The following is a 16,686-nucleotide window of genomic DNA, read 5'->3' as shown; positions in this document are numbered from 1 at the left end:
CAGTAGTTTAAAAAATGGGAGTAGCTCGCAATTACCCCTAAAGTGGTATCTAAAATTTTTGTTAGATTTATATAAATGAGCGTTTGTGGTGCAACTTTCTGCAAGATGGTGCAAAAATTAAGTTTCTATCTTAGTTAAGTTCTAATTAGTTCGTTGTTGATATTTGTGTTTTTATTAAGTTATTGTTTTTAATTAAAATTATTTGATATTCATCAGCTACTATTAAGTGGCGTGTTATTTGCTTGGTTTCAGTTATTACAATTATGGATAATTGAGCGAGAAACGGATGACCGATTCAAACAGCGGCTGGATAAAATCGACCTGTGCTTATTGTGGTGTAGGGTGTGGAATAGAAGCGAGACCGACATCGCTAGGAAAACTAGAAGTGCGTGGTGATAAAGATCATCCATCAAACTATGGAAAGCTTTGTACTAAAGGGATTGCGCTCGGCGACACCGTTACGCCTTTAGGTCGTCTTACACAGCCTGCTTATATTCAGAATGAGCAAAAACAAGAGCTGGATTGGAACAGTGCCACTCAGTTGGTCGCAGACAAATTCAATCAAACCATCGAAGAATTTGGGGCCGATTCGGTTGCGTTCTATGTGTCTGGTCAGCTGCTTACCGAAGACTATTACGTTGCCAATAAACTGATGAAAGGCTTCATCGGCAGTGGCAACATCGACAGTAATTCTAGGCTGTGTATGGCTTCAACCGTGGTCGGGCATAAGCGTGCATTTGGTGCAGACACAGTACCGGTGTGCTATGAAGATCTCGAGCAAGCTGATCTAGTCGTGATTACAGGCTCCAACCTAGCATGGTGTCACCCGGTACTTTTCCAAAGATTAAGAGCCGCGAAACAAGCCAACCCTGCATTGAAAGTGATCGTGATAGATCCGCGTTATACCGACACCTGTGAAATCGCAGACATTCACTTGGCATTGGAATCTGGCTCAGACGTCGCGTTGTTCAATGGTTTATTGGGCTATCTCGACGATAACGACAAGCTAGATGCAGACTACATAGAAAACCACACCCAAGGCTTTACTGAATCGATTCGATCTGCGACTCAATATCGTTATACCGAATCGGGCTGGGGCGACAAAAGCGTTCCTGAGCTGACAGGGTTAACAGAGCAGCAGCTAAAACAGTTCTACAGTTTGTTTGCATCGAACGAGAAGGTGCTGACCATTTACTCTCAAGGCGTGAACCAATCGACACAAGGGTGCGACAAGGTAAACGCCATTATTAACTGCCATTTAGCCACCGGGAAAATCGGTAAACCGGGTATGGGGCCATTCTCTGTAACGGGTCAGCCGAACGCGATGGGTGGGCGAGAAGTGGGCGGTTTAGCCAATACCTTAGCGGCGCACTTTGAATTTGGTGACCCGCAATCACACCAAACGGTGAGCGAGTTCTGGCAAACCGACAGCTTAGCCACACATGCGGGTTTAAAAGCGATTGACCTGTTTGATGCCATGAATGAAGGCAAAATCAAAGCCGTGTGGATCATGGCGACCAACCCAGTCGTGAGTTTGCCTGACAGTGAAAAGATCAAAGCGGCATTAGAGAAGTGCCCATTTGTGGTGGTGTCTGACTGTATTGCCGATACTGAAACCACTCGCTTGGCCGATGTGGTGCTACCCGCGCAAGGGTGGAGCGAGAAGTCGGGGACTGTGACTAACTCTGAACGCCGAATCTCACGCCAACGCCGTGTATTACCAAGCCCAGGGGAAGCCAAACCCGATTGGTGGATATTAAAAGAAGTCGCACAAAAAATGGGATTCAAAGAGCAGTTTGAGTTCCGCCACGAAGGTGAGATCTTCAAAGAGTATTGCGAGATGACAGCGCTCGGCAATGAAACAGGTAAAGCGCGTGACTTATGCTTAATTGGACTCACGCAACTGGATGAGAAAGGCTATGGCGAACTCACTCCACAGCAATGGCCAGTATTAGAGTATCAACCAGAGATCATTGAGCAGCGCATGTTCACCAATGGCGAGTTCTTTACTGAATCAGGCAAAGCGCAGTTTATTGCAGTTGAGCACGACAAACCGATTGCCGATACCAGCCTTGAATTCCCACTTATCATGAACACAGGGCGAATCCGAGACCAATGGCACACAATGAGCCGCACTGGCTTGGCGGCAGGCTTAGGTGAACACACCCCAGAGCCTTTTGTTGCGATGCATCCAGATACCGTTGCAGAGCTTGGCTTAGACGAGTTTGGGTTAGATGCCTTCAACCATGTCACTATTAATCCGGTGGTGAAAGTGCGCAGTGCACAAGGGGAGTGCCAAGCCCGCTTAGTAGTGACCAAAGAGATGCGCCGTGAACAAGTCTTCATGCCGATTCATTGGAACGCACCGACCGCCAAAGACAGCAAGCCGTGTGACTTGATCCTGCCGCATACCGATGCTGCATCAGGCCAACCAGAATTCAAACACACCCCAGTGGTGGTTGAACCGTGTGGCTATCGCAGCGAAGCCGCACTGGTCAGCGACAAAGTGATGGATTGCAGCGGATTTGATTACTGGGTGCGCCAAAGAGTGGAGGGCGGTTTTCTGTATCGCATCTCATCATCCAAGAACCCAATGGAGCTGGTGATTCAACTGGCCAACACACTCGATGCCTTACCAGAGCCGAACGCAGAGGCGATCAAATCACTCCATTACCACGGCAACAAATCATTCAAGAACTACGGCTCTGCCAAGCTGGGTCAGTCTGGCGTAAAGCAAGCTTTCGTGGTGAACAGTAAGCTCGACCATCAAAGCATCGACTGGCTGGTGGAATGCCTAACCCGAGAAGCCGATGAAGAGTTCGAAGCCGAGTTTTTGAGTACCATGGCGAAGTAGTTACTACCTCTCACTTATCCATACCTAAAGCAAAAATGCCGACAATCATGTTGGCGCTTTTGTTTGAGAACACGATTCCCAAGATAACACCTTCATTGCCTGAACTGCGGTTTACTCACACATTAGGGAGTTTTCTGCATTTTGCCGAAACTATATGGAAAATTTCTGCTTTTTGTCATGTTTGATACGAAGAAAAGTAGGTAAGATGATGTTATTAAATGAGTTATTAGACTTGGCCTGAACGGTTTAGATTACTAGACAGAATTGTTTCAGAGACAAAATGCAGAATTATTCTGTCTAATATAGCTGTTATACGCAATCGGAGAATTAAGCATTGTATTTTAGAGATTTACGAACTTTAGCTACTGGGCAACTAAGCTTAGAACAATTGTGCGAATTGCTTCCGAATACTCCTGAAGATGTAGTGGAGCAGTTTTATTTTGATCATGGCACTAACTCAGATTTTTACGAAAGTTACGATAGGTTGGAGATCTCTAATTTGGTTTGGTCTCTTGAGTCGTTATCATTTAGATCTTTAGCTAGTTGTGGTTTCAATCCTGACTTTGAACATTGGGTTTCTACTTGTAGTGGAAGAACCATGCGAGTTGCTAAAGATCTTGATTGGAATAAAATTGGGCAATATTCGCCATCAGTAATTAACCACTGGAAAGAACAAAATACATGGCTTCGTCCACCTCTGTTTCTTAAAAGCAAACATGGCTACAGACTAGTGGAGGGGCATTCACGATACGGTTGTCTCAAAGGGTTAGTTGAAAGCGGCTTAGTAGATCAAAACTCTGAGCACTTAGCTTGGGTAGCTTGCGTATAACAAACTGTTTAAGAGTGATTCGCAACGCGTGGCATTTTTACTATGCGTTGGTTTAGGTGATTAAGGTGGTATGCGGCGGCTTTGGTATTGCGTTGCTCACACCTTAACAGGGCGTTATGTTTATTAGTTAATAGGAACAATGAGATAGGGTATGAATCCAATTGCTACAGGTCTTCTCGGTGTATTAGTGGGTGCGATAATCGGACACTGGCTTGCTTTAGGGCGAGACAAACGTAAAGAGTATAATGACAGGGCTGAAAAGATCAGACGGAGCCTGATGATCGAAAAAAGCGCTCTTGAAGGTGAAGGAATTGGCAGTAGTAAGGTTTCTGACGCTGACATGCTCGACCTTAAAGTTATTCTCGGTTCCTCAAAAGCTGTTCGTCTAGACAAGGTCCATTCAGAATATAAACTAGCGTGGGAAAATGCTGGAGATTACAACGATGACGGATATTATGAATTCGAGATAGAAGCGAAGAATCATCTAGTGAAACAGATCATTCATTACCTTAACCTTGTCCGCCTAAAATAAACATAACAAAGCATTTAAGAGTGATTCGCAACGCTTGGCGTTTTCGCTTCGCTCAAGTATAGCCAAGCGTCGCTCACACCTTAATGCGGCGTTATGTTTATAGGGAAAAACGTGGAAATTATCGAACTATTTGTAAATATATCCAGTGACTACTTTAGACCGATATTAGTACTAATTACATCCATATTCGCAATTTACTTCGCGTGGAAAAAAATTGGTCACAATATCACTGTTCAATACTCAGTAGCACATGAGGGGTTTAGTGCTCCACGGATAAATGAAATAATCTTGAGCAACAATAAAGATAAACCAGTAAGCGTATATTCAATTTATGCGACGTTCGATAACGACCTGTTATTGGAACTCAAGAAGTTCTCGCCACCAGAAGTCTTAAAGCCGTATGAAACTATTGGTATTTTCACAGATCAATATAGTGCACTTAGAGTGAACAATGATGACTTCTCCCCCAATTTTCTTGACGCAGAAATTTGGGTTGAGTCAGCTGAGAAAACTATAAGGTGCAAGGCTCGCAAACGCCAAAATCTTCTAGCTAACTACAGAAAAATAAGTAAGAACTGCCATAAATACAATGGCTTCGTATTCGATGAAACAGTTGCATATATTTTGAGTTATGTTGTTGATAAGAGGCTTAAAACAGCTTTTATTCATTACTCGGGCTACATTGGTAACGAGTGGGGCTTTAGCCCTAATCACTTAGGCGATGAATCAAAAGTAAATGTAGCAACCATCATGCTAATGCTTACTGAAACGGGGTTGGGAGAACTTTTCTCTGACTACCAAGTAATTGAGGTGGTAGCAAAAGGGTGGGGAACGGCTGTTGTGGCAGATAAACATAACAAAGCGTTTAAGACAGATTCGCAACACTCGGCGACGTTGGTTTAAGTTGAGTTTTGTGTTTATGGTGCAATGGTTTAGGTTTGGTGGTTAGCGTTGCTCACTACTTAACGCGGCGTTAGCCATCAAGTTCAAATACAGAGGAAATTATGGAAAACATAGTATTGCACGTCGGTGCAGCTAGAGGTGACAATTGGGAAATTATTATTGGCGCTGGTCCGAATAGATTTAGTGAGCTTTCAGTTTTGCACGCCCAAATTGCAAATCATAAAGGTTGGTCTGTCAGAGTTGATTCAAGGCACGGTGACAAAGACTACCATCGTAAACATGTGCATATATCAAAAAAAGGAATCAAGGGGGAGTACTCTTGGAACGATGACGGCACAAGACATGACAAGCATAACTTCCCTAATAATGAGAAGAGTATTGTAAAAGCGAAAAAGTTAGCTGCGGACGCGTTATCTGTTCCAGTTTCATCTTTAGAGTTTATCACAGCCATTAGCGGTGGGATCTGGTACAAGTTCCACAGTGATCATGACAGATTTTCAACGTATGTCCATAAACATAGAATTATTGTCGTGCTCCAATCGGAAAGTAATATATTAACGGTCATTATTGATGGCTAACAAACTGTTTAAGAGTGATTCGCAACGCGTGGCATTTTTACTATGCGTTGCGTTTAGTGTTTAAGGTGGTATGCGGGAGCTTCGGTATTGCGTTGCTCACACCTTAACAGGGCGTTAGTTGCTTCGAGGAAATAGGTTAATCATGATTCTTTATAAATATATGTCATTTCAGTCTGCTTCGAAGGTAATGAAGAATAGCTCAATAGGCTTTTCTTGTTTAGAAGACCTTAATGATCCATTTGAAGGAACAGCTATCTGTTTTGAAGAATCAGATACATTGAGTCGTAAGCCACAGAAAAATCCACACCGCGAGCGCCTAAGTCGTAATTATGGGGTGTTGTCTCTTACGCGCAACCCGCTAAATCCTCTGATGTGGTCACATTATGGTGATGACCATAGAGGTGTCGTTATTGGCATTGATATGAGTAAGGCCAATTTGCTAGATGAATGCTCATGTGTAATTCCTGCCCAATATGGTGAGATAGTTTACACATCAACCATGCCACAAAATATGCTCCCGACCTCAAGTGCTGAATCACTAATGTCTGTAGGTACAGAATATAAGTGTTTCAGACATCATAATTACGATCTGTTTAAGAACGCATTTCTCATGAAAGATCTAACATGGGGGTACGAAGAGGAGGTGAGAGTTGTAAAAAGTATTAATGGCTCTCAGAAATCTCGTTACTCAGCATGTGAGTTTGTGAATGAAGCAGGAAAATGGAGTCAAGTAACAATTATGGGGCGTCCACTGTATTGCTTATCAATTCCCAAAGAATCAATAGTTGAGGCATATTTAGGTTGCTCTACCTACAGCAATGTTACCCGTTTGGGTATGAGTGAAGATGATTACTTTAATACCCGCAAAGCTTGGCAATCAAGTGGTGTAAATGTTCAATTAGTACGTCGCAAGGAAGGGACTTGGAACTTAGAAGTTTCTGACCACAAAATTTAGAACGCAACTAACAAAGCGTTTAAGACTGATTCCCAACGCTTGGCATTTTCGGTTTGATTCAACTTTAGTGGTTACGGCACAATGGTTTAGGTTTGGTGGTCGCGTTGCTCACCACTTAACGCGGCGTTAGAATTTTAATATACTTAGGTGATCAAATGGCATTAGATAGTTGGAATAATATTGATAAGTTTACTCTAGAATGCGAAGAATATTATTGTGCATTCTTGGATATACTTGGTTATAAGAACAAATCAGATGAGTTTTTTAACGAGTCATTTAATTTACATGGTCGGTTCGAGAGAGCTCTTTCTGTATCAATGGAAATGCTGGAAATGGTCTCTCGAATGGGGTTCGTCAACACAAGTGAATTGGGAGTGAAATTTTTCTCGGATAGCATCGTGGTAACACATCCTAAAAAAATAAATGAAGTTGATGCTTTATATAATGTCCTGTTTTTCTGTAGAGTGCTAGCTGCCCAACTTAGTTTTGAAGGTTTATTTGTGCGAGGTGGAATATCTCAGGGTGAGCACGTAGAAAAAAATAACTCAAATCATAAGTTTTCGTTTCTATCATCTAAAGCCTTGGAGAGGGCGTATAAACTTGAGTCTGAAAAAGCTGTTACTCCACGAATCCTAATTGACGAAAATGTCGTTCAAGATGCAAAAGGTCTTACTTTAAACTTGATTGTAAAGGATGGATGTGAGTATATGCTTCACTTCGCACCTCAACTGATAAATGATCAGGGAAATAACCAGCGCGAAGTAAAACTTGAAATGAAGGATATATATAAAACCTATAAGTATGAGTCCAACCAAAGAGTAAAAGAAAAATATCAGTGGTTACTTTGTTACTATTATTGGACTCTAACTACGACACCTAATGTCAATATTCGTGATTTTGAAAAATTCAAAGTAGGTGATATAGATTCTTTCGAGAGAGTAGTAAAATTCTAACAAACTGTTTAAGAGTGATTCGCAACGCGTGGCATTTTTGCTATGCGTTGTGTTTAGTGATTAAGGTGGTATGCAGCAACATCGGTATTGCGTTGCTCACACCTTAACAGGGCGTTAGACCAACGAAATATTTCGAGGATATTGTGAATCTTAAAATAATAGTTACAGGTACAATGGAGTTCTTACTTTCTCCTACATATTTTTTCGCAGACTACAAAAAATCTAAGTACGGAAGTGAAAATAAAAACATAAGTCCGTTGATCAAAAAATTTAACTCAATTTACTTACTCATCGCCTCTTTAATTGCTTTGGGTCTGTATTTTTATCCTCCGACAGATGTTTATAAGTCTGAACTAGGTGACACCTTCTTTTGGCTTGCTATGTTTATTGTGTGGGTCTATCCACTATCTCGCGCGAATGAAATTATTTATGCTTTTTACCGCGATGCTATAGAAAAACTCAACGGTGAACCTAGCAGAAGTGATTTGAAATATGGAGAACGTATTCAATTGGCGGTTAAAAGCTACATTGAGCTGATAATTAATTTTTCTAGTATCTATATGCTTTTACCACCATGCTATTTTGACGATAAAATAAACTCCTATATAGATGCCCTGTACTTTAGTGGCGTTACAATTACTACTTTAGGCTATGGTGATATATCTCCTAGTCATGCTTTCCCTCAATTTTTATCAGTTTATGAAGTTTTGTGCGGGTTTACACTGATAGTTGTTAGTTTTGCTGTTTATACTGGTCGTGGAATTGAAGCAAGTGGTAGTGCATAGTTGGTCTAACAAACTGTTTAAGAGTGATTCGCAACGCGTGGCATTTTCACTATGCGTTGGTTTAAGTGATTAAGGTGGTATGCGGCGGCTTAGGTATTGCATTGCTCACACCTTAACAGGGCGTTATATGCTTGGAAGAATCTGTAAGGAAGCAGGTGTTCAATGGTGGATAAAATTACATTTTTCACAAGGCTAGAGCGCCAGATTCTTTCTGGTAAAAAGACTGCAACGATTAGGGATAAACCTGAAAGCCATTATTACCCAGGGCAGGTTGTTGAAGCACTTACTCACGAAGATGGGCGAACAATCTGTAGACTAGAAATTGTCGGTGTTGAACATGTAAACTTTGATGAGCTCAATAGAAAGCATGCAAAAGCAGAAAACCTTCCATTTGTGTTCATGCTCAAGTGGATTTTGCGAAAGATATACCCAACAGAAAAGAGCTTGTGTTTTATTAGCTTCAAAGTCGTTGATTAACAAGTCTGCAAGTTATGAAATCCCTTGAACCACGCATATAACAAACTGTTCAAGATGGATTCGCAACGCGTGGCATTTTTACTATGCGTTGGTTTTAGTGTGTAAGGTGGTATGCGGCGGCATCGGTATTGCGTTGCTCACACCTTAACAGGGCGTTATGTGAATAGAGGAATTACTTAGTAGTGAAGTATCGGTTTAGTTTTACGATGATAGGCTCAATAGCTGCAGCTCTGTGCTTAGTCGCTTTTGGTTGGTTATTAGGTAAATACTCAGCTTCAACTGAATTTATAGCACACGCATTCGGCTGGCTAGTTGATATCGGAACAATATTGGCAGGGCTAGGTACTGTATGTGCTGCGTATGTCGGTTATCTTGCGTTAAGTGCTTGGAAAGAACAATCTAAGGGGCAGTCCAGCATATCTAGATTGATCGAGAGCCAAGAAGTCTTAGCTGTATTATGCGTTGAGCTTTTACCTGTGACCTCGTCTTTACCTACCGAAAAACGAAAAGAACTGTACAAGTCATTTGAAAGGCTTTTAGTTAACTTGGCAGTGGTATCAAGGTCGTCAATCTATCGAAACGAACTTCTTAGTATTCGGCAGAGTTTATTGATACCTAGTTATAAGTTTCGTGATAATGGTGTGGTTTGGCCTGACGATAAAGCGAAGCTTGAAGCAGCAGAAGAACAATTAATCAGAATCATCGAACGTTGGTAGATTTCACATAACAAAGCATTTAAGGGTGATTCGCTACGCTTAGCATTTTCAGTTTTAATCGTTGGGCTTTGTGTTTATGGTGGTAATGCTTAGTTTGGTGGTAGAGTTGCTCACTACTTAACGTGGCGTTATACCGCAAGGAGAAAAATTAACATGGAGTTAGTTTCACCGTCACTAGAACTAGAATCAGCTTTTCTGGCTATGTATAGAGATTTTGCTGACAAAGACGTTGATAATTCAGAGTATTACAGTGAATGCGAAACTAGTTTTTCATCTTATGTTCAACGTCTGAGTGATGAATCAAAGGGTATTAATCTCAGAGAGGGCTATGTTCCATGTAGTCATTTCTGGCTAGTAGATTCTCACGGCAATATTATCGGTGCTATAAGAGTTCGTCATAACATCGAGAATGAGTTTTTGTCGTTGGAAGCAGGTCATATTGGCTATGATATTGCGCCTTCATTTCGCGGTCGAGGCTATGGAAAGCAAATACTTAAACTTGCGCTGATCGAAGCGAAAGCGCTTGGAATAAATCGGGCTTTGGTTACCGTCGATGAAGATAATTATGCCTCACGTAAAGTTATCGAAGCCAATGGGGGAGAGCTTGAAAATATAGTAATGGGCAAGGTCTTTCCTAACCTGTTGGCAAGGTATTGGATTCGCTGCGAGTAGCGGTATAACAAACGTTTAAGAATCAACCCAACCAAACAGGGCGCCATTTACAGGCGCCCTTTGTGTTAGTTGGAAACGCTATAAGTGTCGTAGTCGCGAAGTAAGAAGATTGCGACACACGCTGCGAGCATTGGCCAAGAGGCGAAAAATAGAAGGTTGTTGAACGGGTCCATGTATTTTCCAAAAGAGGAAAAGGTTGAGCCTGCATGAAGGACTAAAATGGCTCCGTAGGTGTACTTCTTCCACATGCCGACGACGAATGCCCCCAAAAATCCGAGCTGCGCGACACCTAGAGCCATCATCGCATTGTTCGAGATGTCGATGCCGTAAAAGCCGGACAGTACTTTTGTCGCGTGCTCAGGGACAAGGATCTTATCCAAGCCCCAGAACAAGAAGACGATAAAAATGCCGATTCTCAGCAGTAGTAGGCTAGTCGCCAGTTTGGTTTGCAGTGTCTTTTCCATGATATCCCTTGTTATGCATTCAATGATGCGATGATTTAAATGTTCATCAAAGGAGACCCATAGCCTTCGCGTTTTCTTTCGCAGTTTTTCAGTGGCTTATGTAACAGGAAATGTCTGGTTGGTTTGTTCCTCAACGTTGTCGGACTCAAAATGCTGCTGCTTGAGTAAGCTGATAGTCAGGTTTATCGGCATCGGCTTATAAAAATAGAAGCCTTGGATATAGTCGACACCTAGCTTAGATAAGATTTTCACCTGTGACTCATACTCGACACCTTCGACGATGACTTGCATGCCTAAGGTACGTGATAGTTGAAGCATGGATTCTAGCAAAGGGAGACCAAAGCTGGATTCGTCGGATATGTTTTTCACGAACACGCGATCAATCTTGAGAATGCTAAACGGGAACTGCCTTACGAAATCTAACCCTGCGTAGCCTGTACCAAAATCATCAATCGCAACTCTTACGCCCATGTTTGATAGCTTGGTTAGGTTGTCTCTAATTTTGACCATGTCGGCATCAGAACATTCACCATCTTCGGTTACTTCAAACACCACCTGCTTGAGGATCTCAGGGTGTCTTTTAAAGATGCTGATCACCTTGTTAGAGAAGTTACTGTTGGACACAACGTTGCGGCTGATGTTGACGCTGATGTACTTCGATTCGAACACGTCTTGATTGCTTTTCAACGTCATTAACACTTTGCGCAGCACGAAGTAGGTGAGCTCCTCAATCAAGCCTAAGCTTTCAGCAAGCGGAATGAAAATAGCAGGGGAGACGTTACCTTCAATTGGGTCGTTCCATCGTAATAGTGACTCACAGCCGACGATCTCGTTGGTGTTTTGGTTAACGATAGGCTGCATGTGAACATGAAGGTGCTGGTTTTTTAGCGCACTTGAAAGCGAATATTCTAAGCTGCGTTGGCTCTGCTTTTTATGTTTGATGGAAAGGAGAATAATGGTGGTGATTCCGGCCATCAAAAAGCCAAACCATAAATAGCTCAACATGAAGTGAAGATAAAACTGATACCCAATGTATGAGGTGATGGTCAATGGGTAGGTGTTTGATTGTATCCGCACCTTGGCGATTGATGAGTCAATATCGGTAGGGTGGATATCTCTTTTGATCACTTCAACTTTGGCCTGTATTCCATGGCTGCTCAGGCTTGTTTCAACAAGGTCATAGATGAAGTGTGGCGGAATCATCAGGCTCACTCCGGCATCTTCTTTGTTCGAGAAAATGAGCATGATGGACTGAACTTGCGTGATGGCCGAGTTGGAATACGACAGGGTCGTTAAATTCGGGTCGTCATTGAGTCGCTGCCTAATGGTGCTGTATAGGCGAAATGAAACGTCACCATCGGTGGTTGAACAGTAAAATCGGTTCTGTTTATTGAATACCGCTGCTTCTTTTACCCAATCGGCTTCAAAAACGTTTTGTCGAAGCTGTCTAACGATCGCGTCGCAAGACTGTTCAGGTCTAACTTCAGATAAAAAACGGTCGAACCTTGATTGGATCCCTTCTAACCTGGTTTCGACTAACCTTGATGTGTCTTCGGTTAATGTTTGGTAGTGATGCGGTGTAAAAGGAATGAGCATTGCCATGGAAAAAAAGAAAGAGATGGCAAAGTAAAATGAAGTCTTGGCAATGTTTTGGTACTTGATATCCATAGTTGGAGAAGCGTTACCGATTTATGTGAGCATTCGATTTAATTTATAAAGTTAGCGTTTAGGTAGCAATATAAATAATTAATAGTGTGAATGCAGGCACGAATTATTGATATAAATAATATGTTTTCTAGTTTTACCAGCAAAATCTGAGCGTTATCTCGTTTATTTGAGTTGGCGAGGCGTCATTTTTGATGATTCATGCGGATAACAAATGCTTATATCCTGATAAATTTTATTGTTATTTGGTCTGGCTGAATGAGTTGAATGAGCTAAATATTGAGCCACGTTTAAATAAAGTCACGACACGATTCGTTTTGGTGGTGGCAGCATAAAGGATGATTATGAAAAAACTGATATCAGCACTTATAGCGGTGTGCTTCTCATTCTCTGCGCTGGCCGATGAAGGTGTTGTTGATTGCGAGAATGCGATGAATACCATCGAGATCAATCACTGTGCGGCAATTGAGTTGGAATCTGCACAAGTGGAACTGGATAAATACCTTGCAGCCAGCTTTGAGCACAATGATTACGATGCTGAGCTGGTGGCGTCAATTAAGAAGGCTCAGCAGAGCTGGCAGGCGTACATGACAGCACATTGCGACTCGGTGTACACCCAATGGCGTGATGGTTCCATTCGAGGGGTTATGGCGCTTTCCTGCAAGACAACGTTAACCAAGCAGCGCACGCATGAAGTGTGGGCAAATTTCTTAACTTATATGGACAGCACGCCTCCGATTTTACCAGAGCCCAAGTTAACGCCGTAGGCAGGTTTGAAATGCGTACAGGACTGTGCACCTGCTTCAACCTTTGGCGGGCGAATAAGAAAGCGATAGGGGATTGCCTTACTCTTTAGTTCTTAGTCTCCAGCTTGAAGTATTACCTAGCAAGGAATCGATTGTGAATAATGTCAGTATCACGCTTATTCAGCTTGAAGTTGAATACAAGAACAAACAAAAGAATATTGATTCGGTCTCTGATCTTTTGCAAGCGGAGCCGTCAGTCGGGGATATTACATTACTGCCTGAACTGTTCACGACTGGGTATATTTTTAATGAGGCTGAAGAAATTCACGAATTGGCGGAAGACTTCGCCGACAGCATTACGATTGATTCATTAACGCAGCTTGCAGCGAAGCATGACACCTTGATTGTTGCAGGCATCGCCGAGAAAGATAGCGGCCAATATTACAACAGTGTGGTGGTTGTGGATGCTTCCGGTTTACGACACAAATACAGAAAAATCAGTCAAACCAAATTCGATAAGCAGTATTTCTCGAGAGGGGAGGAACGCCTCACGTTTGAGCACAAAGGCTTAAAGTTTGGTGTCGCGATTTGCTTTGATATTTGGTTCCCGGAGATCATTAGAGCGTATCAGTCGGTCGACGTTATTCTTCACCCTGCCAATTTCGGCGGGCAGCACAGCTTTGCTATTGCTCAAACAAGGGCTTTAGAAGAGGGGTGTCATGTCGTGACGTGTAATCGGGTTGGGCAGGATGTAGTTGATGCGTTTACCGCGACGTATTGTGGTAACAGCCGAGTCTACTCAGCAAAGGGAGACTTAATGCTTCAGCTCAACGACAAGCAATCGGTAGAAACCGTAAGTATTCAAGATCTCTCGATTGCGCCGCAATACAATGGCGTTGATGTTGAAGATGAGATGCAGCAAATCGCTGCTCTCTTAAACCGTTAAATCGCTAGAACAGAGACTAGCGCGGTATAAGATCGAAAAACGCAAGGTGATTAAGCCTTGCGTTTTAGCTTGGGAACGAAGCGTTCTTAAGCTTGATCGTTCATTTGATTCAGATGCTCGACTGAATGAGCGTTTTTCATCCGCTGCGCTTGATGGATATTGACCATAAGGCGATTGAGCAGCTTTTGCAGTCGTTCAATATCCGGCAATTGTTGATTTTTGGCTTCGACTTCTAGCTCCAATGCCTGCTTAGAAAGCATGTTAAGACCTAAGTTCAGTGACATGCCTTTAATGGAGTGCAGGGTGCGACAAAGTGGCTCTAATTCTTTCGCTAAATAGTATTCGATGACGCGATCAACTGACTGTTCGAACTCAATAATGGTTGAGTCGATGAGTAAGCTGAACCCTTCCTTGTCATCTTTCAGTATTTGTATCACTTCTGAATGGCTGATCTCTTCTTCCGTTAACCTTAACGTTTCAATAGGCTTACGATGAAGCTCAACAATGTTTTCATTCTCACTCGAACCTTTGACTGCTGTTTGTTTCGGTAATCGACTTGAGAACTGTTGTAGGGCGTCGAAGAAACTCTCTTGCTGCAGAGGCTTGGTCAGAATGTGGTCGACACCTGCATGAATAAAGTTGTCATGCGCTTCACGGAATACATCGGCCGTGTAAGCGAATATCAAGGTATCGAGTTTCAGTTTTTCGCGGATGTAATTTGTTGTCTCGACCCCGTTCATTTCAGGCATATGATTGTCCATCAAGATAAGGTCATATTGAGTGGTTTTGAGGCGTTCAATCGCCAATTTACCGTTCTCCGCATGCTCAACATGATGGCCGAGTTTTTCACAGAAGCCTTGTGCAACAATGGCATTAATACGGTTATCTTCCACCAACAGGATACTTAACGAGTCATAACTGAGAGTTTCTGCATCGACTGTATGGGTAGCGATCTCTTTCGCTTTGCTTTCTTGCCATGTGATAGGCAGAGAGACTTGGAATTTTGTGCCAAGCCCAACAGCACTGGTTAATGTGATTTCTCCATTCATGAGGTTGACTAGGTTCTTGACGATTGCGAGGCCAAGCCCTGTTCCGCCAAACTTCCTTGTTGTGGAAGTGTCTGCTTGTTCGAACGAATTGAATACCTGATCGTGCTTATCTTTCGGGATACCAACCCCGGTGTCTGTCACGGTCAGAATCAACTGGTTGTTGGGGCGATTGAGGTCAGCTTGAATGGACACATGACCTTCTTTGGTGAATTTGGTCGCATTGCCGCCCAAGTTGAACATGATTTGACGTAGCCTTGCACAGTCTCCGACGAGTTGGATGTTTTTCGGTATGTTATTTTCGATCAACAGGCGAATGCCTTTTTCATCGGCTAAGGGTTTTAGGGCGCTGCATACAGGCTGCATGACTTGAACAAAGTTAAAGGGAGCCACGTCTAGCTCAAGCTTGTTTTCTTCGACTTTTGAGAAGTCCAGAATGTCGTTGAGTATCGTCATCAAGTGGTGACCAGAATCGAGAATGATGTTGATGTTCTCTTTTGTTTCGGGTTCTTGGGTCTGGCTTGCAATGATTTGAGATATTCCAAGAACGCCGTTCATTGGCGTTCTGATCTCGTGGCTCATAGTAGACAGAAAATCGCCCTTAGCTTTTACTGCGGCTTCAGCTTTGGTTCGTTCAGCGATTAGCTCCTGAGTTTTAGCTCTCATTTCACTGTCATTACTGATCAAATTGGCTGTCATTTTTTGAAAGCTTTGTTTGAGATGAGCGATTTCGTCTTGGGTGTTTATATTCGAACTCAATTCCAGAGTTGCAGCACCTTGATCCAAATGGCCAGCGGCAACTTGGTTAGTGGCCTCAAGTAGGGTGTGTAATCTTCGATTAATACGTTTTGACGCCCACGCAGCAACAAGGAGTGATATGAACACGGAAAACAGTGTTCCGAGGATTAATATGTAGCTGGTTTGATTGGCTGAGCTCTCCGATTTTTCGACCCTGAGAATAATAAGTTGTTGTTCAATTTCAATGAATTGAGCAATCTCTTGGCGGATCTCATCAATCAATTTTTTTCCGGTTTGCTGCTGAGTGAGGTCGATGACACTTTGTATTTCAGCTTCGCCTTTATTGACAAGGCTGCGTTGATGGATCTCTTTCTCTCCAGACTGTTTCAGCCATGTTTTATGAATATCATCGATTCTATATAGGCGTTCTACTTGAGGTGGGTTATCACTTACTTGATTCGCAAGGGTTTGGAGTTTTTGAGGCCATACATCAAGAGCTAAATGGTAGGGTTCTAAAAAAACAGGATCACCCGTGATCAAGTAACCACGTTCAGCCGTTTCTATGTCGACTGTTAAGCTGAGAAGTTCTTGAGCCCGAGCGATGGCTTTATGTGTGTGTACAACCCAACTATTGTCTTTTACAACCGTTCGGGTGTTTTCATGGACAGAAAAAGCCACGATAAGCATCAAAGCGATAGGAATCAAAAAGCTGACTAATAGCTTTTTCTGTAGGGATATATTGTCAAACCAACCCGCGATCATAAAACAGCGCTCTCCATGTCGTTGTTATTCACTGTTAGTGTAGATGATAATCAGTCGTTAAGTGC

16 protein-coding genes are annotated in these 16,686 nt (G+C 42.6%); 13 read left to right on the top strand and 3 right to left on the bottom strand.

Features of this window, described 5'->3' with window-relative positions; genetic code table 11:
* The first annotated feature begins 271 nt into the window (after window positions 1–271).
* The 11 genes from MSG34_RS15560 (at window position 272) to MSG34_RS15485 (ending at window position 10,254) form a co-directional block, all read left to right on the top strand.
* Window positions 272–2,854 (top strand): nitrate reductase, encoded by a 2,583-nt coding sequence (locus tag MSG34_RS15560; RefSeq protein WP_248338371.1) that lies wholly within the window; start codon window positions 272–274, stop codon window positions 2,852–2,854.
* A 334-nt stretch (window positions 2,855–3,188) separates the two neighbouring features.
* A complete protein-coding gene (locus MSG34_RS15555) occupies window positions 3,189–3,683 on the top strand; it encodes a hypothetical protein (protein ID WP_248338369.1) in 495 nt (164 codons plus the stop codon).
* A 151-nt stretch (window positions 3,684–3,834) separates the two neighbouring features.
* Window positions 3,835–4,215: a hypothetical protein gene (locus MSG34_RS15545; protein ID WP_248338368.1), complete on the top strand. Its 381-nt coding sequence runs from the start codon at window positions 3,835–3,837 to the stop codon at window positions 4,213–4,215.
* Window positions 4,216–4,326: 111 nt separating this feature from the next.
* A complete protein-coding gene (locus tag MSG34_RS15540) occupies window positions 4,327–5,118 on the top strand; it encodes a hypothetical protein (RefSeq protein ID WP_248338367.1) in 792 nt (263 codons plus the stop codon).
* 101 nt (window positions 5,119–5,219) lie between these two features.
* Window positions 5,220–5,696, top strand: a complete 477-nt coding sequence (locus MSG34_RS15535; RefSeq protein WP_248338366.1) for a DUF6367 family protein — start codon at window positions 5,220–5,222, stop codon at window positions 5,694–5,696.
* A gap of 142 nt (window positions 5,697–5,838) precedes the next feature.
* Window positions 5,839–6,651, top strand: coding sequence for a DUF2971 domain-containing protein (locus tag MSG34_RS15525; RefSeq protein ID WP_248338364.1), 813 nt, complete (start codon window positions 5,839–5,841; stop codon window positions 6,649–6,651).
* A gap of 155 nt (window positions 6,652–6,806) precedes the next feature.
* Window positions 6,807–7,604: a hypothetical protein gene (locus MSG34_RS15520; protein ID WP_248338362.1), complete on the top strand. Its 798-nt coding sequence runs from the start codon at window positions 6,807–6,809 to the stop codon at window positions 7,602–7,604.
* Window positions 7,605–7,747: 143 nt separating this feature from the next.
* Window positions 7,748–8,389 carry a potassium channel family protein gene (locus MSG34_RS24260; protein ID WP_248338357.1) on the top strand — a complete coding sequence of 214 codons (642 nt, stop codon included), beginning with the start codon at window positions 7,748–7,750 and terminating at the stop codon, window positions 8,387–8,389.
* A 162-nt stretch (window positions 8,390–8,551) separates the two neighbouring features.
* Window positions 8,552–8,866 carry a N(4)-acetylcytidine aminohydrolase gene (gene yqfB / locus MSG34_RS15500; RefSeq protein WP_248338355.1) on the top strand — a complete coding sequence of 105 codons (315 nt, stop codon included), beginning with the start codon at window positions 8,552–8,554 and terminating at the stop codon, window positions 8,864–8,866.
* Between the two features lie 182 nt (window positions 8,867–9,048).
* On the top strand, window positions 9,049–9,582 hold the full coding sequence (locus MSG34_RS15490; RefSeq protein ID WP_248338353.1) for a hypothetical protein: 534 nt from the start codon (window positions 9,049–9,051) through the stop codon (window positions 9,580–9,582).
* 153 nt (window positions 9,583–9,735) lie between these two features.
* Window positions 9,736–10,254, top strand: a complete 519-nt coding sequence (locus MSG34_RS15485) for a GNAT family N-acetyltransferase (RefSeq protein WP_248338351.1) — start codon at window positions 9,736–9,738, stop codon at window positions 10,252–10,254.
* Between the two features lie 65 nt (window positions 10,255–10,319).
* Here MSG34_RS15485 and MSG34_RS15480 read toward each other — a convergent pair whose 3' ends face one another.
* Together MSG34_RS15480 and MSG34_RS15475 are read right to left on the bottom strand one after the other, a co-directional pair.
* Window positions 10,320–10,718 carry a hypothetical protein gene (locus tag MSG34_RS15480; protein WP_048613463.1) on the bottom strand — a complete coding sequence of 133 codons (399 nt, stop codon included), beginning with the start codon at window positions 10,716–10,718 and terminating at the stop codon, window positions 10,320–10,322.
* A gap of 96 nt (window positions 10,719–10,814) precedes the next feature.
* Window positions 10,815–12,386 (bottom strand): EAL domain-containing protein, encoded by a 1,572-nt coding sequence (locus tag MSG34_RS15475; protein WP_248338349.1) that lies wholly within the window; start codon window positions 12,384–12,386, stop codon window positions 10,815–10,817.
* 341 nt (window positions 12,387–12,727) lie between these two features.
* Here MSG34_RS15475 and MSG34_RS15470 point away from each other — a divergent pair, with 341 nt between their 5' ends.
* Entirely contained in the window at window positions 12,728–13,150 is a 423-nt protein-coding gene (locus MSG34_RS15470; protein ID WP_248338347.1) for a lysozyme inhibitor LprI family protein, read from the top strand.
* A 133-nt stretch (window positions 13,151–13,283) separates the two neighbouring features.
* A complete protein-coding gene (locus MSG34_RS15465; protein ID WP_248338345.1) occupies window positions 13,284–14,075 on the top strand; it encodes a carbon-nitrogen hydrolase family protein in 792 nt (263 codons plus the stop codon).
* An 86-nt stretch (window positions 14,076–14,161) separates the two neighbouring features.
* Here the strand turns inward: MSG34_RS15465 and MSG34_RS15460 are convergent, their stop codons facing one another.
* Complete coding sequence (locus tag MSG34_RS15460; RefSeq protein WP_248338343.1) at window positions 14,162–16,621, bottom strand: CHASE3 domain-containing protein; 2,460 nt, start codon at window positions 16,619–16,621, stop codon at window positions 14,162–14,164.
* Window positions 16,622–16,686 lie beyond the last annotated feature (65 nt).

Source organism: Vibrio sp. 1CM2L, assembly GCF_023161695.1.
GTDB lineage: Bacteria > Pseudomonadota > Gammaproteobacteria > Enterobacterales > Vibrionaceae > Vibrio > Vibrio coralliirubri.
Note: the sequence above shows the minus strand (reverse complement) of the source record. Positions and strands in the feature narration are given on the sequence as shown.